The organism is Marinobacter sp. 1-3A (assembly GCF_016597775.1).
GTDB lineage: Bacteria > Pseudomonadota > Gammaproteobacteria > Pseudomonadales > Oleiphilaceae > Marinobacter > Marinobacter xiaoshiensis.
Window position 1 is genome coordinate 256670 of the sequence record NZ_VCGZ01000002.1, and the last position, 25584, is coordinate 282253.

The 25584-nt window shown below is 56.0% G+C and carries 19 protein-coding genes; 7 read left to right on the forward strand and 12 right to left on the reverse strand.

The window, feature by feature from the left end:
• Position 1 precedes the first annotated feature (1 nt).
• On the reverse strand, positions 2-1288 hold the full coding sequence (locus FE848_RS04370) for a serine hydrolase domain-containing protein (protein WP_200201529.1): 1287 nt from the start codon (positions 1286-1288) through the stop codon (positions 2-4).
• 193 nt (positions 1289-1481) lie between these two features.
• On the opposite strand from FE848_RS04370, the gene ybaK reads away from it, so the two are divergent.
• Positions 1482-1952, forward strand: coding sequence for a Cys-tRNA(Pro) deacylase (ybaK, locus tag FE848_RS04375; RefSeq protein ID WP_200201530.1), 471 nt, complete (start codon positions 1482-1484; stop codon positions 1950-1952).
• A gap of 80 nt (positions 1953-2032) precedes the next feature.
• Here ybaK and FE848_RS04380 read toward each other — a convergent pair whose 3' ends face one another.
• From FE848_RS04380 to FE848_RS04415, 8 genes are all read right to left on the reverse strand, one after another.
• Entirely contained in the window at positions 2033-4276 is a 2244-nt protein-coding gene (locus FE848_RS04380; protein WP_200201531.1) for an NADP-dependent isocitrate dehydrogenase, read from the reverse strand.
• A 561-nt stretch (positions 4277-4837) separates the two neighbouring features.
• Positions 4838-6829, reverse strand: a complete 1992-nt coding sequence (locus FE848_RS04385; RefSeq protein ID WP_200201532.1) for an acetoacetate--CoA ligase — start codon at positions 6827-6829, stop codon at positions 4838-4840.
• 16 nt (positions 6830-6845) lie between these two features.
• Complete coding sequence (locus FE848_RS04390) at positions 6846-7625, reverse strand: 3-hydroxybutyrate dehydrogenase (protein ID WP_200201533.1); 780 nt, start codon at positions 7623-7625, stop codon at positions 6846-6848.
• 62 nt (positions 7626-7687) lie between these two features.
• On the reverse strand, positions 7688-9058 hold the full coding sequence (locus FE848_RS04395; RefSeq protein ID WP_200201534.1) for a TRAP transporter large permease: 1371 nt from the start codon (positions 9056-9058) through the stop codon (positions 7688-7690).
• A 17-nt stretch (positions 9059-9075) separates the two neighbouring features.
• Positions 9076-9621, reverse strand: coding sequence for a TRAP transporter small permease subunit (locus FE848_RS04400; RefSeq protein WP_227715169.1), 546 nt, complete (start codon positions 9619-9621; stop codon positions 9076-9078).
• A 149-nt stretch (positions 9622-9770) separates the two neighbouring features.
• Complete coding sequence (locus tag FE848_RS04405) at positions 9771-10856, reverse strand: TRAP transporter substrate-binding protein (RefSeq protein WP_200201536.1); 1086 nt, start codon at positions 10854-10856, stop codon at positions 9771-9773.
• 232 nt (positions 10857-11088) lie between these two features.
• Positions 11089-12501, reverse strand: a complete 1413-nt coding sequence (locus FE848_RS04410; RefSeq protein ID WP_200201684.1) for a sigma-54 interaction domain-containing protein — start codon at positions 12499-12501, stop codon at positions 11089-11091.
• Between the two features lie 263 nt (positions 12502-12764).
• Positions 12765-13127: a DUF6164 family protein gene (locus tag FE848_RS04415; protein ID WP_200201537.1), complete on the reverse strand. Its 363-nt coding sequence runs from the start codon at positions 13125-13127 to the stop codon at positions 12765-12767.
• 87 nt (positions 13128-13214) lie between these two features.
• Here FE848_RS04415 and FE848_RS04420 point away from each other — a divergent pair, with 87 nt between their 5' ends.
• Genes FE848_RS04420 through FE848_RS04435 form a run of 4 tightly spaced genes read left to right on the forward strand, consistent with a single transcriptional unit; the run spans position 13215 to position 17697 of the window.
• Positions 13215-14627, forward strand: coding sequence for a DUF2868 domain-containing protein (locus FE848_RS04420; protein ID WP_200201538.1), 1413 nt, complete (start codon positions 13215-13217; stop codon positions 14625-14627).
• A complete protein-coding gene (locus FE848_RS04425) occupies positions 14624-16054 on the forward strand; it encodes a GTPase/DUF3482 domain-containing protein (protein WP_200201539.1) in 1431 nt (476 codons plus the stop codon). The genes FE848_RS04420 and FE848_RS04425 overlap by 4 nt, the downstream gene beginning before the upstream one ends.
• Before the next feature lie 50 nt (positions 16055-16104).
• Positions 16105-16500 (forward strand): ectoine synthase, encoded by a 396-nt coding sequence (locus FE848_RS04430; protein ID WP_200201540.1) that lies wholly within the window; start codon positions 16105-16107, stop codon positions 16498-16500.
• Positions 16501-16506: 6 nt separating this feature from the next.
• On the forward strand, positions 16507-17697 hold the full coding sequence (locus FE848_RS04435; protein WP_227715144.1) for a CynX/NimT family MFS transporter: 1191 nt from the start codon (positions 16507-16509) through the stop codon (positions 17695-17697).
• Between the two features lie 142 nt (positions 17698-17839).
• Here the strand turns inward: FE848_RS04435 and FE848_RS04440 are convergent, their stop codons facing one another.
• Complete coding sequence (locus FE848_RS04440; RefSeq protein ID WP_200201541.1) at positions 17840-19015, reverse strand: type III PLP-dependent enzyme; 1176 nt, start codon at positions 19013-19015, stop codon at positions 17840-17842.
• A gap of 335 nt (positions 19016-19350) precedes the next feature.
• Between FE848_RS04440 and FE848_RS04445 the strand changes: the two genes are divergently transcribed.
• On the forward strand, positions 19351-21705 hold the full coding sequence (locus FE848_RS04445; protein WP_200201542.1) for a fatty acid cis/trans isomerase: 2355 nt from the start codon (positions 19351-19353) through the stop codon (positions 21703-21705).
• Positions 21706-21737: 32 nt separating this feature from the next.
• Here the strand turns inward: FE848_RS04445 and FE848_RS04450 are convergent, their stop codons facing one another.
• Positions 21738-22556 carry an ATP-grasp domain-containing protein gene (locus FE848_RS04450; protein ID WP_200201543.1) on the reverse strand — a complete coding sequence of 273 codons (819 nt, stop codon included), beginning with the start codon at positions 22554-22556 and terminating at the stop codon, positions 21738-21740.
• Positions 22557-22716: 160 nt separating this feature from the next.
• Between FE848_RS04450 and FE848_RS04455 the strand changes: the two genes are divergently transcribed.
• The gene (locus FE848_RS04455; protein WP_200201544.1) at positions 22717-23085 is read left to right on the forward strand and encodes a DUF6746 family protein; all 369 of its coding nucleotides are present in this window, start codon (positions 22717-22719) and stop codon (positions 23083-23085) included.
• On the opposite strand, the gene hrpB is transcribed toward FE848_RS04455, so the two are convergent.
• Complete coding sequence (gene hrpB, locus FE848_RS04460; RefSeq protein ID WP_200201545.1) at positions 23086-25584, reverse strand: ATP-dependent helicase HrpB; 2499 nt, start codon at positions 25582-25584, stop codon at positions 23086-23088.

Below are 25584 nucleotides of genomic sequence, written 5' to 3' on the forward strand. Positions count from 1 at the left end.
TTTAAATGGCCACCGCCGGGCGCTCGCTTTCCGGGCGAAGAGGAAACTCCCGCGCAATGGTGTAAACAAACTTGCCGAGCGCGGGAATGTGGTGACCCACTATGGGAAACCCGGTGTTCAGCAAACTGACGGAGATATCCCGCGCGGCATCGGCCCAGCAAAGCTTGTTGATCAAGCCTACATGGCCAAACGCGTAGCGGCTTCGTTGCCCCCACATACCAACCGGATTACCACCCAGCATCATGCCTGCGCTGAAGCGCATGGGTATCATCATGGTGCGGTCAATTTGTAATGAACCAAACTGCTGAATGGCGCGGCGAACGGTAATCTCGCTACAAATACGCTTACCCTTCCAGGTACCGCCATTGAGCATCATCTGGAAGAATCGGCCCATCTCTTCAGCGGTGCCACACAGGTTACCCGCCGGAATCACAGCTTCCTGGAACAGGGGGTTGTTGGTTACTTCTTCTACCGTCGATATATCGCCGCCAAGTGCGCGGTTTACGATCCACGACACAGGGAAACGCGGTGTCGGCCCGGTAGCGTAGTTGGTGGCCAGCTCATGCAGATTGGGCGCCTCAATTCCGTAGGTAAACCACTTCATGCCCATGGGCTGGCGAATGTGCTTGTCCAGGTAGTTTTCGATGGTGTCGCCGGTTACCTTTTCGAGCACGTGCTGCAGCACATAACCTCCGGTGATGGCATGGTAAGCAACCTTGCCGCCATCTACAGCAATGGCTCGGGATTCACACAACAAGCGCCAGATCTCTTCCTGATCCCACAGCACCTCAATGGGCGTTTCTTTCGGAATGGAGGGAATGCCACCCCTGTGAGACAGAATCTGGTGCACCGTGATGGTACGTTTACCATTTTGTGCAAACTCCGGGCAGTAATAGGACACGGGGTCCATCAGGTTCACCAGGCCTTGCTCAACCAGCATATGCATCAGCAATGCGGTAACTGCCTTGGAGGCAGAAAAGTAGCAAACGGGCGTGTCTGTGGTCATGGCAATTGTAGGGGTGCCAGCCGTATCGTGGGGGCCGTTGCCGCTGGCATGGCCTATGGCCCGATGCAGGATCTGTTCACCACGGTGGCGCACAGATAACTGGATACCAGGATGGACACCGGTGCGATACAAGGCTTCTACGCTTTTCCAGATGGTGTCTACCGTGCGGGTGTCTATGCCCACCGCTTCCGGGTTTTCGCCTGCGGCATCGCGCTGGGTAACGGTAGATAGATCCTTGGGAACCTTGCAACTGTGCAGTGCACGACGGGCTATTGGGTTCATCAGGTACGCCTTGATTGTGGTGGCTATTTTTATTCTATCTTCGCGGTGGGCGTTGTCGGGTTCATTGGCTGAAAACTGCCAACGGCTGCGTCAACGGGTACACCCAATCCAATCCGGCATGTATTTCGGGCCGGTTCAGACGTTATTATAAACGGTTGATAAGAGGGCAAACCAACCGTTTCTGGAGCAGTCTATGACACCCGGTATCGATGCAGCCAGCAAAGCCGGCATTTTTCACACTATCCACGAGTACGAGCACGATTCTGCCAGTGCAAGCTACGGCAACGAGGCTGCAGACAAGTTGGGGGTTGATCCTGCACGTATTTTCAAAACCCTGGTAGTCGCTGTCGATGGTAAAACACTGGCGGTAGGCGTGGTGCCGGTTACCAGCATGCTAAGCATGAAGCTGATTGCCAAGGCTGCCGGTGGCAAAAAGGCTGCCATGGCAGACCCGCAAGAGGTACAGCGTCGCACCGGTTATGTGCTGGGAGGTGTGAGCCCACTGGGCCAGAAAAACCGTATAAAAACCTTTATTGATGCCTCCGCTGAAGGTTTCGAGACGGTCTACGTGAGTGCTGGCCGCCGCGGGCTGGAGATTGAGCTGTCTCCGACCGATCTCGCCAGACTGACCGGGGGAAAACTGGTGCCTCTGCAGCAGGCATAAAAAAACCCGGAGAGCCGATTAAAGGCTTTCCGGGTTTTCATTCCAGGTGGCCGGGCACGATGCCCGGATACCGTCAGGGGTTACTTAACCGATGCACGGGCATCCTTCAAAATCTTGTTGAAGGTTGCGCTCGGCTGCATAACTGCCTCCACCTTTTCTTTGGGTGGGTGGTAGTAGCCACCGATATCGGCAGGATGACCCTGGATAACGCTCATTTCTTCCAGAATCTTGTCCTTGTTCTCTTCCAGCTGTGCAGACATCTTGGCGAAGAACTCTTTCAGTTCTTTGTCGCTGTCCTGAGATGCCAGCTCTTCTGCCCAATAGCGAGCCAGGTGGAAATGGCTTCCACGGTTATCCAGCTCACCCGTTACCCGTGAAGGCGACTGGTTGTTTTCCAGCAGGCGCTCGGTAGCTTTGTCGAGAGTCTGGCCCAACAGGCGTGCACGGTTGTTGTCGTGCTTCTCACCCAACTCGTCCAGAGATACAGCAATGGCCAGGAATTCGCCCAGTGAATCCCAACGCAGGTGATCTTCCTGCAGTAGCTGCTGCACGTGCTTGGGAGCAGATCCGCCAGCTCCGGTTTCGTAGAGGCCACCACCGTTCAGCAGGGGGACAATCGAAAGCATTTTGGCGCTGGTGCCCAGTTCCAGAATCGGGAACAGGTCGGTCAGGTAGTCACGCAGTACGTTACCGGTTACCGAGATGGTATCAAGACCACGAATCAAGCGTTCCATAGTCCAGCGAATAGCACGCACAGGCGACTCAAGGCGGATGTGCAGCCCTTCGGTGTCGTGATCCTGCAGGTAAGTATTCACCTTCTTGATCAGCTCGGCGTCGTGCGGGCGCTCGTCGTCGAGCCAGAACACGGCTGGCATACCAGTCGCACGGGCACGGGTAACGGCCAGCTTGACCCAGTCGCGAATCGGCAGGTCTTTGGTTTGACATGCACGCCAGATATCGCCTTCTTCGACATTGTGCTCAGTCAGCACTGTGCCGTCTTCAGCCAGAATGCGCACGATACCGTCTTCTTCTATTTCAAACGTCTTGTCGTGGGAGCCGTATTCTTCAGCCTTCTGCGCCATCAGGCCCACATTCGGTACTGTTCCCATGGTGGTGGGATCAAAGGCGCCGTGGGTTTTGCAGAAATTAATCATTTCCTGATAAATCGTGGCATAAGTGGACTCAGGCATGACGGCCTTGGTGTCTTTCAACTTGCCATCGCGCGCCCACATCTTGCCTGAGTTACGAATCATTGCCGGCATGGAGGCGTCAACAATCACATCACTCGGTACGTGCAGGTTGGTAACACCCTTAACGGAGTCAACCATGGCGATTTCCGGGCGGTGCTCGTAGGTCTTGTGCAGGGCTTCCTGAATTTCTTCCTGCTTGGACTCTGGCAGCTGCTTGATTTTCTCAAGCACAGACGACAGACCGTTGTTCGGGTTTACGCCGATTTCGTCAAACAGTTCGCCGTATTTGTCGAAAAGCTCTTTATAGTAAATCTTCACCGCGTGACCAAACACGATCGGGTGAGAGATTTTCATCATGGTGGCTTTCACGTGCAGTGAGAACATCACGCCGGTCTTTTCGCAGTCTTCGATAACGTCTTCGAAGAATTTGCACAGCGCTTTCTTGCTCATGAACATGCCGTCGAGCACTTCACCTTCCTGCAGTGGCAGGTCGGACTTGAGGACGGTTTGCTCACCCTTCTTGTTCTCGAACACAATGCGGGCGTTTGTTGCCTTGTCGAGGGTTATGGACTGCTCATTAGAGTAAAAATCGCCCCCGCGCATGTGTGCCACGTGGGTACGTGAAGCCGGGCTCCATTCGCCCATACTGTGGGGATATTTGCGTGCAAATGCTTTAACTGCTGCTGGTGCACGGCGATCAGAGTTACCTTCACGCAGAACCGGGTTTACGGCACTGCCAAGTACTTTGGCGTAACGCTTGGTCGCATCTTTTTCTTCGTCGGTTACAGGGCTTTCTTTGTAATCAGGAACCTTGAAACCCTGGTCCTGCAATTCTTTGATAGCTGCACGCAACTGCGGAATGGACGCAGAAATGTTCGGCAGTTTGATGATGTTGGCGTCTGGGTCTTTGGTGTATTCGCCCAGTTCTGTCAGTGCGTCTGGAACGCGCTGGTCTTCCTCAAGGTAGTCCGGGAATGTTGCCAGAATACGCGCCGCCAGGGAGATGTCGCTGGTTCCAAATTCGATACCAGCCGGCTTGGCGTAGGTCTCAAGAATCGGTAGCAGTGACCGTGTTGCGAGGGCAGGTGCCTCGTCGGTCAGTGTGTAAATAATCTTTGCTTTGGATGATTTCATTTTCGTCCTCAGGCTAATAGGTGGGTTCAGGACGGTCATAGCTGGATCAGGCGTCTTGTGAACGACTGAGCTTCGCAATGACTGATTTTTTAAACTTTTGATAGACCTACTAAGATAGCATTTTTTTGTAATCTCGGGTTACGATCTTAGTATAAGAACGGACTAAAAACCCTTGATCTTCGGTAACTGGGGGATCAAATGAGGGGAATTTACGAAACTTTCTAACATTTTGGCGTGTTGGCTTTGCTGGCTTGGGAGTATCGCGATGGGTGTGCTTTCTCCCAAAACACGCTCCTTGCGGCACCCCTGCGGGGTCCGGCCCACAATCATAGATTGTGGTCGTTCGGCTTTCGCATGAAGCTACGCTTCATAAACGCTCGGCCGAACCCATGTGGCGCTTGGGCTCCGCCATCCTTGGCTCCGCACAGTTTTGGGAGAAAACACACCCACCGCTCAACAAACTTTTCAGTTAATTCCAACAACCCATAGGGTGAAAACTCTGCACCGGGGTCACACTGCAAAAAATAGAGACCCGGATGTTTTACCCCTTCACCTGTTCAGTCAACCAATCGGCAAAAGGTTCTCTTCCGCAAGCCGCTCGCAAATCTGGTCCAGTGCTTCGGGGTTACCCAGGGCATCGCGGTTGTCGGCTTTGGTAGAGCCGTTGATCAGGCGGGCTACGGCCAGCTCTACTTTTTTGCCACTGCGGGTGTAGGGGATGTCTGGCACCTGCACTATGTGCTTGGGCACGTGGCGTGGGCTGGCGCCTGTGCGGATTCGGGCTTTTAGCTGTTTCAGCAAATCGCTGGTGACTTCCTGGCCGTCAGCGGGCACCACGAGCAATACGACTTCTACATCACCATCGATTTGCCGGCCAACCACGAGGCTGTCTTTTATGGCCGCTTCGGTTTCTACCTGGCGGTAGATTTCGGCGGTGCCGATCCTTACGCCGCCGGGGTTGAGGGTGGCGTCGGAGCGGCCGTAGATGATGGCGCCGCCGTGTTCGGTGAATTCTATGAAGTCACCGTGAGCCCATACGCCGGGGAAGGTGTCGAAGTAGGCTTCGCGGTAGCGTTCGCCGTTGGCGTCGTCCCAGAAGGCGACGGGCATGGAAGGCATGGGCTGGCGGCACACGAGCTCGCCTCGGCCCTGGTCTACGGGTTTGCCGTCATCGCCGTAGGCTACGGCGTCGACACCGAGAAAGCGGCATTGGATTTCACCACGGCGCACAGGCAGCAAGGGCGTAGAGCCTACAAAGCAACCGCAGATGTCGGTGCCGCCGGCGATAGAGCCCAGCAGGGCTTTGGGTGCGCCTTGGCTGTATACCCAATCATAGTCTTCGGGGAGCAGGGGCGAGCCGGTTGAAAACACGACTCTCAATTTGCTCAGGTCGAGGGTTTCGGCCGGAGCCATTTCAGCTTTGCGGCAGCCTGCAATGAACCTTGCACTGGTGCCGAAGTGGGTTACGCGCTCATGCGCTACTGTATCCCAAAGGAGGCTGAGGCTGGGGTAGCCGGGTGAACCGTCTACGGTGATTACCGCAGCGCCTGTTAGCAGGGCGGAGGCTTGCCAGTTCCACATCATCCAGCCGCAGGTGGTGAAGTAGAGGAACCGGTCTTCCGGGCCTACGTCGCCGTGCAGCATGAGCTCTTTGGCATGATTGATCAGCAGGCCTGCGGTGCCATGTACTATGCACTTGGGTTTGCCGGTGGTGCCGGAAGAATAGAGTATGTATACCGGGTGATCCGGATCGACTGGCGTGTACGAAGGCGTTTCGCCCGCGCCATAGGCAATGGCCTCATCCCAGGTAGTAACCAGTTCACCCGTAATTTGTGCAGTTTCAGGTAGCTGTTGAACACTGACCACGCATTTCAGGGTTGGCAGGCCGGCGATCAACTGTGCAAACTCTTCTTGCCGTGCCAGCACCTTACCGCCGTAGCCGTATCCGTTCACGACAATCAGTGCAGAAGGCTCAATTTGGCCAAACCGATCCAGAATGGCTCCCACACCGAAATCAGGCGAAGCAGAGCTCCAGATAGCACCCAGGCTGGTTGCCGCCAGCATGCCGGCGAGCGCCTCATAACCGTTGGTCACCACACCGGCTACGCGGTCGCCTTTTTGGATGCCTTTGCTAAGCAGGAAGGCTTCCAGGGCACCCACATCGGCTTTCAATTCGCCATAGGTACGGCGCAGAACAGGGCGCGTCTCGCAATAAGCCACCACAGCTTCTTTATCGGCGTGTTCCCCCTCAGCATGGCGCAGCAGGTTAGCCGCGAAGTTCAGCTTCATACCCGGGAACCACTCGGCACCCGGCATATCCCGCTTACCCAATACTTTGCTGGCCGATGTTTCGCAGATCAGCCCACAATAATCCCAAACCTTTGCCCAGAAGCTTTCAAGGTCATCAACAGACCACTGGTGCAAAGCGTGGTAATCAGCAAAAGGGCCATAGCCCTGCTCTTCCAGCCAGGTTTTGAAGCGACCCATTTGGGTATTGGTCAACTCGCCTTCCGATGGAGACCAGACTATTGGGGACTGCTCAATAACGCTCATCCGTTGCTCCTGTTGCTTACTGCATGTGCCAGCCGTGGCTGACTACAATAGATTGTCCTGTAAGAGCGGCTGAAGGGAAGGCCGCCAAGTGCACCGCCATTTCGGAAACATCTTCCTGCGTGGTGAATTTGCCATCTACTGTGTTTTTTAGCATCACCTTGCTGATGACTTCCTCTTCGGAAATGCCCAGCTCTTTCGCTTGCTCCGGTATCTGTTTATCCACCAGTGGCGTTCTTACAAAGCCCGGGCAGATAATGTTACTGCGAACTCCGTGCTCAGCACCCTCTTTGGCAACGGCGCGGCATAATCCAAGCATACCGTGTTTTGCCGCCACATAAGGTGCCTTCAAGGGCGAGGCCTCCAGTGAGTGCACTGAGCCCATGTACAGCATAGTGCCTCCACCGTTGGCGTACATTTGCTTCAGCGCCGCCCGGGTAACCAGAAATGCGCCATCAAGGTGCACGTTCATTACCCGGCGCCAGTCCGCATACGCCAGCTTATGAACCGGGTCTATGTGCTGGATGCCGGCGTTGGCCACGGCAATGTCCAGACCACCCCAGGCCTTTACAATGGCCGCTACGCCCTCGTCCACGGCGGCCTCATCGGTTACATCCATGGCCAGAGCCATGGCGGTTCCACCAGCTTTCTCTATAGCGTTAACGGTGTCTTGTACACTTTCCAGCGTAAGGTCTGCCACAGCTACACGGGCACCTTCACGGCCATAATGTTCAGCGATTGCCCGCCCAATGCCTCGCGCTGCGCCAGTGATAAGAGCGATATTGTTTTCGAGACGCATGGTGTTTGCCCTCTGGTTATTAATCAATTTTTGTTAGTGAAAACCTGCGCAAAACGTACGTGTCAGGAGCCGCCGTACACTTCATTTGGAAGCCATGTCGCCAGCGGCTGGAACCAGAACACCAGTGCCAAAGCCAGAAGCTGCAGCATGATGAACGGCAACACGCCCAGATAGATGTCCCGGGTGGTAATACCCGGCGGGCATACTCCCTTGATGTAAAACAGTGAGAAGCCTACGGGCGGTGTCAGGAACGAGGTCTGCAAACACATGGCAAACATGATGGCGAACCACACCGGCTCCACGCCCATTTTGAACAGCACGGGCGCGACCAGCGGCAACACAATCAAGGTGATCTCCACCCAATCCAGAAAGAACCCGAGCAGGAAGGTGATAAGCAACACGGTCAGCAATACGCCTGTGGTGCCATAGGGCAAACCGGTGATTGCACCTTCAATAACTTCATCTCCGCCCAACCCGCGCAGTACCGAGGCAAACACGGTGGCACCGATAAAAATGCCAAAGATGAAGGCCGAGGTGCGACTGGTTTGGTAAAGGGATTCCTTCAAAGTCTCCATATCGAGGCGTTTGCTCACAAAGGCCATGAGGAGCGCGCCACCGGCACCCACCGCAGAGGCTTCTGTGGTAGTCGCTATGCCAAAGAAGATGGAGCCAAGCACGGAAATAATCAGGGCCATGGGCGGCAAAATTGCCCAGAGCACGCCAATCCAGGCCCGGATATCAAGACGCTGCCGGTTAGGCGGCGCCGGAGCCAGGTCCTTTTTGATATAGGAAGCGATGATGATGTAAAGGATGTACAGCATGGCGAGCATAACGCCCGGGATCAGCGCGCCCATAAACAGCTTGCCTACGGAAGCCTCCGAGGTGCCGAGGCGATCGGCCATCAATACCAACATGATGCTTGGCGGCACCAGAATGCCCAAGGTACCGACCGAACACGCCGTGCCCACTGCCAGAGACTTGTTGTAGTTCGCCTGCATCATGGGGCCAAGAGACAGCATGCCCAGCAGCACCACCGAAGCGCCAACAATACCGGTAGATGCCGCAAGCAATACGCCAACCAGTACCACTGTAATCGCGTAGCCACCGCGCAAGCCGCCAAGCACGCGCACCAAACTGTGCATCAGCTTTTCGGCTATGCCTGAGCGGTCAAGCATGATGCCCATGAAGATAAACATGGGCAGCGCCACCATCAACTCGTTGGCAACTATGCCGTAAATCCTGGCGTCCAAAACGCCAATGGTTCCCTGCCAGGTAAACCACAGGGGAGAATCCAGGTATTCGACCATTACGTGGCCGACAATACCGAATACCAGGCCTATACCCGCCAGTGACCATGCAACCGGGAAACCCGAGAGCAAGAGCACCATAAAGCTGGCGAACATGGCGATAACAAGAATCGCTTCTACACCCATGACGTTAGCCTCGCGGTTCAGGGATTAGGATGGCCGACGGAGCGCCGATCATCGTAGGGAGGCTCAATAGCCCTGGGAAAACGGAACAGGTAGGTGGTGCAACGTGTGGCGCGGGATACCAGCGCGACCATCACAAACACCAGCCCCAGAGGCAGCATGCTTTTGAATATAAAGCGATAAGGCAGCCCGCTGGGTGCCTGCGAGTGCTCCATGTATGTCCATGCGATCCAGGCGTAGGGCACCAGAGCACTGATCATCAGCGCAATGATGGGCAGCGCCAGCAGCACAATTCCCAAAAGCTCGATAATGGCTTGGGCTTTGGGACTGAATTTCTCTTTCAGCACATCCACACGAACGTGGTCGTCCCGCACAACGGCATAGCCCAGTGTGAGCATGGTGGCCGTTCCGAACAGGTGCCAGGACAGCTCTTCAAGGGCAATGGAGCCCTGAGACAAGACATAGCGGGAGAATACGTTGATCAGAATTACGATCAGCACGGCAATCCACAACCAGGAGGCGAAGCGGCCAACAGCCACAACCAACCGGTCAAGGTGCCAGGACATCGTATTGATTGGCAGCGAATCTGTGCCGGATGCCTGGGCGTGCTTATCTCCTGAGATATTGGTATCAGTCACAAAAACCTCGGATTTTTCGGATGCAGGGCAGGATGCGGGTAACGGCCAGCCGTTACCCGCGATATATCATCCGTTGATCAGTCGTACTTGTAGAAATCCCGTGGCAGGTAGCCATTGGAGTGCCAAATGGAGTGATGCTTCATGAAATCACGCTGGCTGGTCAGCACGCGATTAAACATTTCATCTTTGGCAGCAATTTCATCCAGCACCTCATTCGTGACCTTTTGCAGTTCACGCAGTACAGGTTCTGGCAACGTCTGAGCGTTTACGCCTTCCTTCTCGTAATCACGCAGTGCGGTTGGCTGGGCCCACTCGCTTTGAGCAAAGCCTTTAAGCGTGGCAGATTCGCAACCCATTTCGATGAGCGCGCGGCTCTGTGGCTCCAGCTTCTCCCAAACATCTTTGTTCACCAACAAGTGGGAGGTGGTCAGAGTTTGGTGCCAACCGGGCATGATGTAGTTCTTGATGATTTGATCCAGGCCCAGCATCTTGTCGATGGCCGGCTGAGAGAACTCAGTGGCATCAATCGTCTTACGCTCCAGCGCCTGATAGATTTCGCCGCCCGGAACCATGGTTACGGAAGCCCCGAGCTTCTCCAGAACCTTGCCACCAATGCCGGCAAAGCGGATTTTCAGGCCATCAAAATCTTCCACGCCTTTGATTGGATTGGCGAACCAGCCTGCGCCTTCAGGGCCGATGATGCTGCATAGCATGGGATGGATGTTGCGCTTGGCATAAATTTCTTCCAGCAACGCACGGCCGTCGCCCTCGTAATACCAGGCCAGATAAGCGGGCGGTTCCATGTTGAAAGGTGCACCGGAATACAGCGGTAAGGCGGGGATAGTGCCTTGGTCGTATCCAACCCAGGTGTAGCCTGCGGGGTATTTACCACCGCCTACAGCATCCATGATCTCAAAGGGTGGAACCAACTCATTTGGCTCGTAGTAACGCAGCTGAATATCGCCACCGGATATGGCTTTGAGGTTTTCTGAAAGGTGTTTGACGGGCGTTGTCAGCCCAATAAGATGTGAGGGGAATGCCAGAGGCACCTGCCAACGAATTTTCTCCGCCGCCAAAGCGTTGCTGCTTACCATAGCGCCTGTCATAAGCGCTGCCGCCGTAACACCCAGGGTCAAACCCGAAAGCTTTTGCTTGATCGACATATAACTGATCCTTCTTGTTGTTGTATCTGGCGTCAGCCATTGTTTTCTGTGTTGTTCTGACGTCCTGAATGGCAGACTGAGCAGAGACTGTGCCAATCAGATTTTTCTCATTATTATCAACAACATAAAAAAACACCGATGCACAAGAGGCAGTATATTCGTCCGGGAACCTGGACACTATTGAACCAGAGTCGTATAAAACTGTCCTGAACTCAGGACGAATGTCCGGAAATCAGGACAGTCTGGCGAGTTTTTCGTAAAGCACTGAGCGGGAGATACCCAGTAGCTTGGCGGCCTTGGTGCGGTTACCCCGGGTTGCAACCAGTGCATCTTCAATCGCTTGCGCCTCTGCCTTGGCCAATATATCGGCCAGCAGCTTGACAGGTCGGGGGGCTGTCCGGGCGATACTGCCCTCGCTGCTACGGGGCAGAACCTTGAAAATGGCATCTGCATCCAGCACGCCACCTTCTTCGCTCATGGTCAGGGCTCGCTCAAGCACATTGCGCAGTTCTCGAATGTTTCCTGGCCAGTTATAACTGGCCAAAGCAGCAACGCCGGCATCGGCAATCTCGGCCCGCATATCCAGGCCTTCACTGACCTCCCACAACAGGGTTTCACACAGCAGCCCAAGATCCGCCAAACGATCCCGCAGCGGGGGTATGGGGATTTCCAGTACGTTCAGCCGGTAGTACAAATCCGACCGAAAGCTGCCATCGGCAATCATGGCTTCGAGGTTGCGGCTGGTGGCTGCAATGACCCGGACATCGACCGGGATAACCTTGTTGGAGCCCAGGGGCTCAACCTCCCCCTCCTGGAGGACTCGCAGAAGTTTTGCCTGCAGTGGCAAGGGCATATCGCCCACTTCATCCAGAAACAGGGTGCCACCATTGGCTAGCTGGAACTTGCCTTCACGCATCTTCCGGTCAGCGCCGGTATAGGCGCCTGGAGCGACGCCGAAGAACTCGGCCTCCAGCAGGTTCTCCGGGATAGCCGCCACATTCACACCCACAAAAGCTTTGTCTGAACGTCTGGAAACTGAATGTATGGCTTGAGCCAACACTTCTTTACCGGTTCCGGTTTCACCCAGCAGAAGCACGGCCATTTCGCGCCCCGCTGCCAGCCGCGCGCGGCGCTTTACTTCAAGTGCGCCCGGGCTCGCGCCAACAAAATCCCCAAGACTGTACCGGGTACTCCGGGCTTTTTTAGCCAATGCCTTACGTGCAGCCGCAAGATCCTTATGCAGGCTTCGGTACTTGCTCACCAGTGGCGTTAAGGGTTGCAGATCGTCATAGAGTACGAAGGCGACCGCACCTTCTATCTCGCCCGCTTCGTCGTAATAGGGAAGCCGGGTAACCACCAACTGTTGCTGCTGGTACTCCATGATATCCAGCAGCAGGGGCTTTCCGGTTTCAACGACTTCAGGCATGCGGGTTTCAGGAATAACCTGACGCACTGGCCGGCCAATGGCGGCGGCCTGGTCTTTAAGGCCGAGAAGCTGTGAATAACTGCTGTTTATCCAGGTAATCCGGGACTCGCGATCTACAGCGATAGCGCCCGCGCTGGCTTCCTCAAACATAGGGAAAAGCGCTTCAATAAGCTCTCGGGTTAGCCCGTTTTTATTATTGCTTCCGAACAACTGTGCCATGTAGCGCTTACCGCCGGAGTCAGAATTATTCATAGTAAAAGCCTTGGCACCCAGCCGCGCGAGGTGCTGCATCAGAAGTATATGGCCCTGCCTGCAAGGCGAGCAAACGAAGGGCGCGCGTACTAGCTGCTATGCGCATCTCGTGCCATATCCATATCTATCTGATCTTTTGAGCTTTCTTGTTTTTAGCCTTCCAAGCCTTCACTTTAACTGTCCGGACTTCCGGACACCATAAAAACAAGGCATAGAGAATTGTTGAAAAGCTATCCTATGCGGATAAACGGCAGCAGGCTGAGAGCGCCAATGGTGAGAATTGCCAGGAGGGCAGCCAGAGTGCGTACAGGCTTTTTACGGAGCATATACCAGACACCGCCACCCTCGCCCTGCGAGCGCCATTGCTCATAGGCTTCTCGTTGGCTGTGCAAACGCTGGTTCTGGTATTCCTGCAGCAGAGTTTTGGCTCTTTGCGCTTCTTCTGGGTCGTGCACCCAGAAACCACCCATGCTAATGCCCCAACGGCTTGGCGGGGTTTCGTAATAACGCACATCGTGGGCTTCGAACAACGCCCGGATTTCCTCGGCTTCATCGTCGGGTACGTGGCGCAAATTCATCAAATGATGGGGCATGACGACTCGTTATCTGGTATCGGACGGGGTAATGCCGATATCCTAACACCATAGACCCAAAGACCGAATTTATCACCGGAACCCTTCATGACTGATTCTTCCCTCCGTTTGCTGCTGGATTTTGATGCCTGCGCCCAAAGAGACAAAGGCCAGGCTCCGGCATTTCTGCACCGGCGGGATCGCAAGTTTGCACTCACTTGCGAGCAGCAAAACGTAAAGCCCACCCCGAAACGCTGGCTGGCTCATATCAACCATCTGAGTGGCCCGGGCGCTGGAACGCCCCCTTCGGCGAATACCCTGCGCTTCTGGCAGCGAATCAACTCTGGTTTCATGGTTGCAGGCACCCTGTTTGGTTTACTCACCATGCTTGGCTTGCTGTTCTACGATGGGGGCCAGCGTATCAACGTGACGGTTATCGTCGCATTTGTCGCCTTTCAGCTATTGCTGGCAGTGCTGACCACCGTTCAGTCTCTGGCTGGCTGGCAACCCTGGCGGGCGCTGCTCCGGCGCTTTCGCAATCATCCGGAATCACCGGTTTTCACAAAGCTTCAGCCAGTACTCATGGCACGGGCCGCACACTTGGGCGGCGTGTGTTTTTCCCTGGCTGGCCTGGCGACCCTGCTTGTTATGGTGGTGCTGCAAGACCTGGCGTTTGGCTGGAGCACCACGCTTGAAACCAATGCCAGCCGCTATCACAGCCTGATTGCTGCGATTGCGACGCCTTGGGCCTGGATTTGGCCAGCCGCTGCGCCGGATTTAGCGCTGGTGGAAGCCACACGATTCTTCCGTGCCAGTGCCGGAGCGGCCGGCATGGAGCCGGCACGTTGGGGCCAATGGTGGCCTTTTATAGCCATGCTCTGGACAACCTGGGCGCTTTTGCCACGGCTTATTCTAGCCTTGTTGGCAGGTGTGCTGATCCGGCGCAAAGCCCGGCAACTGCTTGCCAGCCACCCGGCCATGCAGGCACTGCTGTATCGAATGGAAACTCCGGCTCTGGATACCGGCAACCAATACAATGATGCTTCAGACTTACCGGATACCGACACCCAACTCAAACTGCAACCCTTGCCAGACGCAGCCATTGTGCTGTGTTGGGCTGGAGCAGGCGACCCGGAGCTGCCGGATGCTCTTGCCAGCGGCAAAAGCCTGATTGCCAAAGCAGGCGGCAGGCTTTCGCTCGAAAACGACCGGCAAACACTGAAAAAAATAGCCGAGCAACTGGCCGAGCAGGCTGGTCGCACGGTTATTGTGGTAACCCGCAGCTGGGAGCCTCCCACTGGGGAATTGGAAGACTTCCTCACCAATGCCCGCGAGCACTGGCCCAAAGGCACCCGGGTTGCACTGGTGCCACTTGCCACCCGCATAGACCGGGAGCCAGATGATCATCAGGTTCAGCAGTGGCTTCGTTTTGCCAAGCGAATCGGGCTGGAGTTTGTAACGGTAAGCCTGGTACCCATTTATGGAACCCTTGCCGATGTCAACGGGGGATACATGGAATGAACAGCGCACCCACATTTGCCGTTGTCGGCCATCCTAACAAGGGAAAGTCCAGCGTCGTGGCAACCCTGTCCCAGAACGACGGAATTGCCATTGCGCTGGAGCCGGGCACCACACGCAAGCGCCAGTCATACCCGCTGAGAGTGGACGGCAAGGTTCTCTACACACTGGTGGACACTCCGGGCTTTCAACGCCCCCGGCGAGTGCTGGAATGGCTTGAAGCCCACAGTGTATCTGCCTCAGACCACAGCGAGACGGTTCGAGCATTTGTTCTGCAACATCAGGGCGACAGCCGCTTCACTGACGAGTGTGAATTGCTGACACCGCTGATTGAAGGTGCGGGAATCATCTATGTGGTGGACGGCTCCGCCCCATACAGCGCCGAGCACGAGGCCGAGATGACCATACTGCGCTGGACCGGCCAGCCCAGCCTGGCGCTGATCAACAGCATCGGGCCCGACGATTACAGCGACACCTGGCACTCCGCGCTTGGCCAGTTCTTTCAGATTGTACGCAAATTCGATGCAGTTCGCGCCCCGTTCGAGCAACATCTCAGCCTTTTGCGCGCCTTCGGGCAGCTTGAACCAGACTGGGAAAAACCTCTGGATCAGGCAACGCATCACTTATCGGCTCAGCGCGAACAGCGTCGACACCAGGCAGCCGGCATCATTGCCAAGGCATTGCATGACATGATGTCGTTTCAGGAAAAGCGCACCCTGACACTGGATCAGGTCGCAGGCACCAGCGACAGCACCCTGGCGGATCAGCTCCGGCAGCGCTGGTACCAACACCAGCGTCAACGGGAACAGTCGCTGCGGGTTCAAATAGAACACCTGTATCAGCATCAGAGCATCCGGCGACAGGAAGCCGAGCTGGAATGGCACAGCGATCACGACCTGTTCTCGGAAGACAGCCGGAAGCACTGGGCTGTTAGCAGGCGCTACCTGGCCACAGCCGGTTTTGGTGCAGGCGCGGTCAGTGGCGCCGGGCTGGATGCCCTGACCCTGGGTTCATCCCTGGGCACTGGAGCTTTGGTGGGTGGACTGATCGGTGCAGCCGGTAGTTATTTATACGGAGGCAAACTCTCCCTGCCGGTGCTCAATATTGGCTTGCTGCAAGACGGCTTGAAAACAGCCACTTTCGGACCCGTTCAGGATAGCCAGTTCGGGTATGTGGTGCTCGGGCGAGCGGTGGATCACTGGTGGCACATCAGCCACCGCAACCACGCGGGCAGGGACCTGCTCGATCTGCAGCCGGCAGATCATCACTGGCTCGAGCGCCTCGATAAAAAGAGCCGCCAAACCATCCAGAGGACCCTGGATAAATGCCGAAAGCAGCAGCCCCTGGATGGCGCTCAGCAGCAAAAATTTAACGCCGCTATAGAGCAATGCATGGCAGTTTATGACGACTGGCGGTTGAACCGGACCTGAAATGAGTGTTTATACTGTATGGCTATTCCATCAAGCAACGAGGAATGCTCATGAAGATTGTAAGAATTCAGGACATCATCGGTACCGAACGTGAAGTGCACGGCCCAGGCTGGACCAGCCGTCGTATGTTGTTGAAAAAAGACGGCATGGGCTTCTCTTTCCACGAAACGATCATCCCTGCCGGTGCTGAGCTGAACCTGTGGTACAAGCACCACCTGGAAGCGGTTTACTGCGTAGCCGGCAATGGAAGCATTACCGACAAAGCCACCGGTGAAACCCACCAGATCTCCGACGGCACGCTGTACGCCCTCGACAAGCACGATCAGCACACCCTTCGTGGAGGCACTGAAGACATGCGCCTGATCTGTGCATTCAACCCGCCAGTTACTGGTCAGGAAGTACACGACGAAGACGGCGCCTACTTGCCGGATACCAGCGAAGACTGATCTTTCTTGTCTGTAGCTGAACACCCTGTGCCATCCGCACCGTCATCGACAGCAAACCTGCTGCCGGTGGCGATATTACTTTGGCTGGCCGGGGTCTATTTGCGCATCCCCATTCTGGTTGCGCCACCGCTGGCCCCGTTTATCGGTGATGAGCTGGCACTGTCTCAGACCCTCACCGGTGCCCTGACCACACTGCCCATCCTTATGCTGGCCATAGGCTCCATGCCTGGTTCTCTATCCATTTCCCGCATTGGCCCACGCAACACACTGGCACTGGCCATGCTCATTATGGTCATCGGCTCCGCGGGCCGCGGGCTGGCACCCGACACCATCACCTTGATGCTCACCAGCGCCGTTATGGGTGTAGGCATAGCCATGATGCAGCCCGCACTACCGGCACTGCTCCCCCGCTGGCTGGAACCCAAAAACCTGGCGCTCGGCTCGGCCATTTACATGAACGGCATGCTGATGGGCGAATTCATCGGCGCAGGCATAACCCTCCCCGTGATCATGCCGCTGCTGGACAACAGCTGGCGCGCAACCATGCTGGTATGGTCATTACCCGCACTGCTGGTCGCCGCAGCCCTGTTCCTGCCCAAGCGCGATCTGGCAAGACCCACCCGAAAAGTCGCCTGGCTGCCGGACTGGAAAAACCCGCTCACCCTGAAGCTTGGCCTGCTACTCGGTGTATCCGGCGCCCTGTTTTTCGGCGTCAACGCCTATCTGGCGGCCCTGCTGGAACAAAGAGGCGAATTCGACAACCTCACCGAAGCCCTGTTCTGGTACAACTTCGCCCAGGTGATAGCTTCGCTGCTGATGCTGAAAATGGCCCGCTACTGGGTAGGAAGAAAAGCCCCACTGCTCATCATGCTGATACTCAGCCTGCTGGGAACAATCGGCTTGTTGGTGTTTACAGGATGGTGGGCAATCGCCAGCGCAACGTTCATGAGCTTCACTGCTGGCGTACTGCTGATCATGATGGTGGCACTGCCGCCGCTTTTGGTGCCTTCCAGCGAAACCGGCAGACTATCGGCCGGCAACTTTCTGGTCGGCTACACAGTAGCATTTACCGTTCCCATGCTGGGCGGCCTACTCTCAGACTGGACCGGCGACATAAAACACGCCATAGCAGTAATGATTGCCTACGGAGTACTCGTCTCCCCATTGGCAATCAAACTAAACCTGCAAAGGCAGTAGTGCGCCGCACCAATGGCCGAAGGCCGGGGAGCGGGGTGTCTTTTCTGCCGGGAAAAAGATGTCTGAGCGAAGCGAGTTGTTTTTCCCAGAAGAAAAGACACCCCGCTTCACGGCCCACCCCAATGAAGCAGGCCCTCAGTCTTTAGATGTAGTAATCCTTCAACGGAGGAAACCCGTTAAATTCTACTGCACTGTATGTGGTTGTGTAGGCTCCAGTGGACAGCCAGTACATACGATCGCCGATGGCCAGATTCAGTGGCAGCGGGTATTTGTGGTGCTCGTACATAATGTCCGCACTGTCACAAGTCGGGCCCGCAATAACACAGTCTTCGCCTTCACCTTTCTTATCCGTCCAGATGGGGAACTTGATCGCCTCATCCAGAGTTTCAATAAGGCCGCTGAACTTACCCACGTCAGTGAACACCCAGCGGTGCAACGCTGTGCGCGACTTACGGGCGATCAAAACCACCTCGCTCACCAAAACACCTGCGTTGGAAATCAACGAGCGGCCTGGCTCGATAATGATTTCAGGCAAATCTTCGCCAAAATCTTCCTTCAGGAAGCGGGTGATTTCCGATGCATACACCGCCAACTCGTTGGTACGGTTGATGTAATTCGCCGGGAAACCACCGCCCATATTGATCATCTTCAGCTCGATACCATCTTCTTCCTTCAAGCGTTCGAAAATGACCTTAACCTTGTTCAAAGCCGAGTCCCAGGCACCAATTTCGCGCTGCTGGGAACCCACGTGGAAGGACACGCCGTAAGGCACCAGGCCAAGATCCCGAGCCAGAATCAGCAGGTCCATGGCCATGTCATTCTCACAGCCAAACTTCCGGGAAAGAGGCCAATCTGCTGTTTGCGTGCCATCGGTCAGAACACGCACGTAAATCTTCGAGCCAGGCGCCGCCTTGGCAATGTTACGCAAATCCGCCTCGGAGTCCGTGGCGAACATACGAACACCCTTCTCATAAAAAGTACGAATATCCCGCGCCTTCTTGATGGTATTGCCGTAGCTGATCCGATCACCGGTCACACCTAGGCTCATAACCTTTTCCAACTCATACACCGACGCGATATCAAAGCTTGCACCCTTGTCCCGCAGCATGGTCAGAACCTGCGGAGCCGGGTTGGCTTTCACTGCGTAATACACATTCGCGTAAGGAAAACCGTCTACCAACTCGTCGTACTGACGGTTGATGGTGGCGGTATCAATCACCACAAAAGGTGTTTCCTTGGTATCCGCAAACGCCTTGATCCGCTCAAAGGTCTCGGCAGTGTAATAATCGGCGATGTTAGCGTTGGCTGACTCGGTCATGGATGGTGGTCCCCCCAGGGGTAATAAAGCAATATTGAATAAGGGCACCAAACCAAAATTGGCCCCCTGCAATGGGCGCGATAATCAAGCTTTTCCCACCCCACAGATATGAGCACATCTACCCATAATTTGTACAGCGATCTGCTCTCAAGAATGGCCGTCAGGTCGAGTAGCCGGGGCCCTTTCTGTCGGGAAAAAGATGTCTGAGCGCAGCGAGTTGTTTTTCCCGACAGAAAGGGCCCCGGCTACTCGACCTACCCCCAAATAAAGAGGCCTTAGCGAACACCTATTCAACCGTCTATAATTCACAAAACTCAGACGACTACAGGCCCCCAATGCCGAAACTCATTGCAGCTGCATTCCTGGCCCTGCTATTTCTGGCAGGCTGCGCCGAAAACACCACGCCGCCCACATTCAAACAAGCATTGCCCACTGCAACTCACCAACCCGTGAGTTTCAACGAAGACGTGCGCCCCATTGTGGAAGCCAAGTGCCTGGCTTGCCATAGCTGCTTTGACGCCCCATGCCAGCTCAAAATGGAATACTCCGACGGCCTGATTCGCGGTGCCCACAAAGATCCTGTTTACGACGGCGCCCGCTTTAACACCCAACAAACCACCCGCCTGGGCATTGACGCCCAAACCGAACAACAGTGGCGAGAGATGGGCTTTTACTCCGTGCTGGCCCGAGGCGACCAAACCCGCAGTCTGTTCGAGAACATGATTCGCCTTGGCAAACAGTATGAGTTTGCACCCAACAGCAAATTGCCCGAAAACATAGAATTGGGGCTGTCCCGTGCTAACCAGTGTGTCAGCAACGAAGATTTCTCAGATTACGCCAGCGACCATCCCTATGAAGGCATGCCACTGGCCGTAACCGGCCTCACCGACGACGAATACGCCACGCTCACCGGCTGGATTAATCAGGGTGGCGCTATCAGCCCGCTGGTTGCCAAGTTAAATGACGCCGATCTGAACCACATTAACCGCTGGGAAGCCTGGCTGAATGATCGTAGCCCCCGCCAGCAATTGATCAGCCGCTGGATTTACGAACATCTTTATCTGGCGCACCTGTACTTTGAGGATGAGGGGGCCGATACCCGCTTCTTTGAAATCGTGCGTTCCTACACGGTGCCGGGCACCCCTATCGACATGATCGCAACCCGGCGCCCCAACGACGACCCCGAAGGCCCGGTGTATTACCGCCTGCGCCCGGTTGCCGGCAGCATTGTGCACAAGCGCCACATCACCTTCCCGTTCGGGGAAAAGCCTTTTGAGCGCACCCGGGAGCTGTTTGAAGCCGGCGATTGGCAGGTAGACACCCTGCCGGATTACAGCCGTGATAGCCGCGCCAACCCGTTTGTAACCTTTGCAGACATACCGGCAAGAGCCCGCTACCAGTTCATGCTGGATAACGCAGAGTACTTCACACGCACCTTCATTCGCGGGCCGGTATGCCGTGGCCAGATTGCCACCGACGTAATCCGGGATCACTTTTGGGTTAGCTACCACGATCCGGAAGACGATCTTTACTTAACCGATGCGGAGTATCGAGACAAGGTAAACCCATTACTGGCATTGCCTGGTCAGGACAGCGCACTGCTGGATCTGGGGGAAAACTGGATTACCTATCAAGGCAAGCGTAACCGCTACCATGAACTGCGAAACCAGGCCTACAGAGAGGCTTACCCGAAAGGTGCCTCCCTCGACCATATCTGGGATGGCGACGGCAAGAATACCAACGCCCTGTTAACGGTATTCCGCCACCACAATAATGCCTCAGTACAGCGCGGGCTCATCGGCCAGGTGCCGCTAACCAGTTGGTGGATGGATTACCCGCTGTTTGAACGCACTTATTACGAGCTGGTGGTTAATTTCGACGTGTTTGGCAATGTGGCCCATCAGGTTCAAACGCGACTCTACTTTGACCTGATCCGGAATGGCGGTGAACAGGATTACCTCCGGTTGATACCGCCAGGGGAGCGCAATCGGGTTTTGCGCAATTGGTATCAGGATTCAGGTTCGCTAAAACTGGATTACAGCTACGCCAGCATGGACGATACGGTCCCCTCACAGGTGCCCTATGCCACTTCAGCTTTTAATGAAGAGCTGGGCGCTCGCATGCTGTTGAAATTCCACAAACTGAATGCTGAACGGGATGACCCTATCAACCGCTGTGGCGGCAGTGACTGTGGCCGCAAAGATGAACCAGAGTGGATTCGGGAAGCCGATCAGGTACTGTCTGAGTTAGCTGCTACCCGGGCTGAATTCCTCCCGGCAATCAACTACCTGCCAGACGTTACCTTCTTGCGGATTCACAATGGGGAAGGGCAGCGCACGGTTTACACGGTTATCCGCGACCGCGCCCACAGCAATGTCGCCTTCCTGCTGGGAGAGGATTCACGTTACCAGCCGGAGAACGACAAGCTGACCATCTACCCGGGAATCATCGGCAGCTACCCCAACTTCATCTTCGACATTCCCGCCGCACAGCTCGGCTTGTTCAAAGACCGGATGAAGGCCCTGAAGGCAGAGGAACCAAAAGCGTTTGAATCTCTGGTGAGCGTATGGGGCGTACGCCGCACCCACCGACAATTCTGGGAAATTCTTCACGACATTACCGCCTGGCACCGTGAGCACCAGCCCCTGCAGGCAGGAATTTTCGACATTAACCGTTACGAAAACCTGTAACCCTTTAACTGTCTAACTCTCTAACCCAGGGCTCAAACCGCCACAGGGTGGAATGGCTCGGGGGTGTTGGATCCACCAGGGTCCCGGGGCTCACTCTGCTGTTGCAGGTATTCCAGAATAGCGTCTTTCAGATCGCTGCCCTGGCCCAACCCCTGATTACCGAATAAGCGGTTGAATTCCAGCACAAAGGGATAGCCTTCAACCAAGGCAATATCGAAACCGGCGTGATCCACGCCAAGCTCTCGGGCAAGCCGCAGCGCCAAATCGGTCATCACCTCCGGCACCGGGCTGTTATCAATCTTGCCGCCCTTGGATACATTGTTGTAAAAGCCCTGATCCGCCTGGGTGCGCCAATAGGCTGTCACAACCTTATCGCCCACCACCACAATGCGCGCATCGCGATCCAGCGGCAGGTATTCCTGAGCGTACAGGACCTCGGTGCGATCGCAGTATTTATGCCAATCGTCACGGGTTTCAATCAGCCACACACCTTCGCCCATGCTGGCTTTGGGCAGCTTTGCCACAAACGGCAGCGCCATCACACTCCAGATGTGCTCGCGCTCCTCCGGGCCGTTAGCCTCAATGATTGTCCAGGGAATGTGCTCTGGCGCAACCGCCTCAAACGCCCGGGTCATTTCCACTTTGTCGTGGCCAATGTGGTAGCTCGCCACACTGGGGAACACACGACATTTCAAGCCATGTACCAACGCATTGAGCTGCCAGTATTCGGGGAATAGCACCCAGTCTGCATTGCGCAGCAATTCTTTATGGCGCAGGTAATTCTCCGGTTTCAATACCGTCGTATCCGGAAAGCCAAGTGTGCGGAAAATATTAAATGATACGAAATTCATGGGCGGGATCGCGCTGAGTGAAGTGCGCAATTTTTAAGCAGTTTCACCTTGGGCGCAAGTATTTTTTTGTGGGCCAAATTGACGGTGGTCATGGCTTTCAGTAACGCAACTGATAATAATTCGCATTACATTATGCGTTAACTTACCACGGAGCTTTACCATGACAATCGTTCGCCAGTTTACCGCCGTAGCTGCCTCCCTGCTGATCGCCGTGCCCGCATTTGCCGGCGACAGCAGCCACTTCAAAGGCCAGCCAGCAAACACCCTTGAGCAGGCCGTTGCCAATTTTTCCGAGTACAACACCAAGCTGGAGAAAGTGCTGGCCGGTGAACTCACCCCGGAAGCCATGAACGAAGTACACCAACTCACCTACACTCTTGAAAATGCCCTGCAAAAGCTGGATGACGAGATTGATGCACTTGAGGATACTCTGGAGAAAGTCCACAAGGCCTCCGAGCATGCAGACCCGGATACCGTGCGCACCGCCGGCGAACAGTACCTCAGCAACAGCCGGAAAATGATCAAGTAGTTATTGGCGGGGCTTTCGTTTAACGCCCTGCTGGGCAACAGCGGTTAGCGGGTCTTCTGGCCAGGGATGTTTGGGGTAGCGGCCACGGGTGTCTTTGCGCACCTGGGGGTAAACGTTAACCCAAAAGCTGGCCAGATCGGCCGTAACCGCCAGCGGCCTCTGGGCCGGGGAAAGCAGGTGAATCAGCACAGGCACTTTGCCGCCCGCAACCGCAGGTGTCGTTAACCAGCCAAACAGGGCCTGCAACTTGGCCGCCAATACCGGGCCATTCTCTGCGGTGTAATCCAGGGTTACGGAGCTGCCGGTGGGAATGGTCAGGCTGGTTGGGGCCAACTCCCCCAGCTGCTGCTGTTGCGGGTAGTCCAGCACACTGCTCAGGACATTCTGCAGGTTCAGTTTGGCCAGATCAGACCAGCGGCTGATGCCGCTCAGGAAGGGCCCAAGCCATTCTTCCAGAGATTCTGTCAGGGCTTGATCACTGACATCCGGCCACTGCCCGGGAAAGTGCCTGGCCAGCATAGCAACTCGCGCCTGCCACTGCCGGGCAGCGGGCGTCCAGGGCAGGTTATCCAGGCCTCTGCGCCGAACGGCGGCGAGTATGCCCTGCTGAATCAGTTCCGGTGAGGGTTTTGCCAGCGGTTTTTCGGCAAGGAGCAGTGCCCCCAGCCTGCGTGTTTTGCGGGCGATCACTGTGCCGCGTTTATCATCCCATTCCGCTTCATCCTGCTCTCGAATATGAGCCGCGAGATCGGCTTCCAGCGTTGCAAGGTCCACTGGCGCTGCCAGATAAATCCTTGCTTCTCTGGCCTTACCGTCCAGATCTGCCGCCACCAGCCATTCATGCCGGGCCAGCCCATCGTCGTCTCGCAGTAGTGCGCCTTTGCCGTTGCTGAGCTGGTAGCGTGGTGTATCTCCGGGGCGGCGTTTGCCGATGCGATCCGGGTAAGCGAGCGCCAATAAACGCCCCACTTCCGTGGCCGTTGGCATGAGTTCTTGTTCGTTCTTCTCATTATCGCCAGACGCTGACAAACGCCTGGCCTGCTGGCGCAGTGCCTGAAGACGGTGCGGGTCTATACGTTGAGAACCTCGCTCTCCGCGAAGGGCGCGGATGCGTTCATGCATGTCAGCACCGGCACCCGGGCCCAGCAAGTCCCTGTCTTCCAGCAACGCGGCCAGCTCCGCCGCCAGCCTGCCCAGCCCAAGCGATCGCCCGAGTAAGACCATGTGCGCCAATCTGGGGTGAATGCCCAACCCCCGCGCTGATTTTCCGTGATCGGTGATTGCGCCGTCATCATCCAGCATGTCCAGCCACTGCAGAAGTTCCACACCCTGCTGCCAATGGGCGGGTGGGGGCGGGTCGATCCACACCAGGTTATCCGGCGTTCGGGCGCCCCACTGGGCCAGTTCGAGCACCAGTGGCGCCAGATCGGCCTCACGAATTTCTGGTGGCGTAAAGTCTGCCAGCCCGAACTGTTCCGACTCACTCCATAACCGGTAACACACACCCGGCTCTACCCGGCCTGCGCGACCTTTCCGTTGCTCTGCGGAAGCTTTGGAAGCCCGGCCAGTAATCAGCCGTGTCATGCCACTATTTGGGTCAAACACAGCTCGGCGTTGCTGGCCGCTGTCCACCACCACCCGCACGCCTTCAATGGTCAGACTAGTTTCTGCGATAGCGGTTGCCAGCACGACTTTGCGAGTGCCCTCTGCAGCCGGCGCAATGGCCTGATCCTGCTCTGCCGCTTTCAGGTTGCCGAACAGAGGCGCGATGACAACGTTCGAGGCTACCTGCCCGGCCAACGCTTGAGCCACCCGGAGAATCTCTCCTGCACCCGGCAGGAACACCAGCACCGAGCCGGGTTGCTGCGCCAGAGCTTCGGATACAACTGCAACGACCTGATCGACCAGCCTTGGGTAGCGCTGCGTGGTGGGCGCCGGGCGATAGAACACCTCCACAGGAAAGGCTCGCCCTTCGCTGCTTAATACGGGTACATCTCCGAGCAGGCGGGCAATGGGGGCTGTGTCCAGTGTGGCGGACATCACCAGTACTCGCAGATCTTCCCTCAGTGCTTCTTGTGTCTCGCGCACCAGTGCCAGCCCGAGGTCGGCCTGCAGAGAGCGTTCGTGGAATTCATCGAAGAGCACAGCGGCGTAGTCTTCCAGCATGGGGTCGCTCTGGATCAGCCGGGTGAGAATGCCTTCGGTCACAACTTCTATGCGTGTGGCGCCAGATATCTTGGTGTCCAGCCGGGTGCGGTAGCCTATTGTTTGGCCAGGCTGCTCTCCCAGTTGCGACGCCATAAATCGGGCTGCGGAGCGGGCGGCCAAGCGCCGGGGTTCGAGCATCAGGATTTTACGACCCTGCAACCAGGGTGCATCCAGCAACGCCATGGGCACCCGAGTGGTTTTACCCGCGCCCGGAGGTGCCTGCAGCAGAGCTGTGGTGGCTTGCTCCAGGGTTTGTTTTAGGTCTGGGAGGATATGATCTATTGGGAGCAC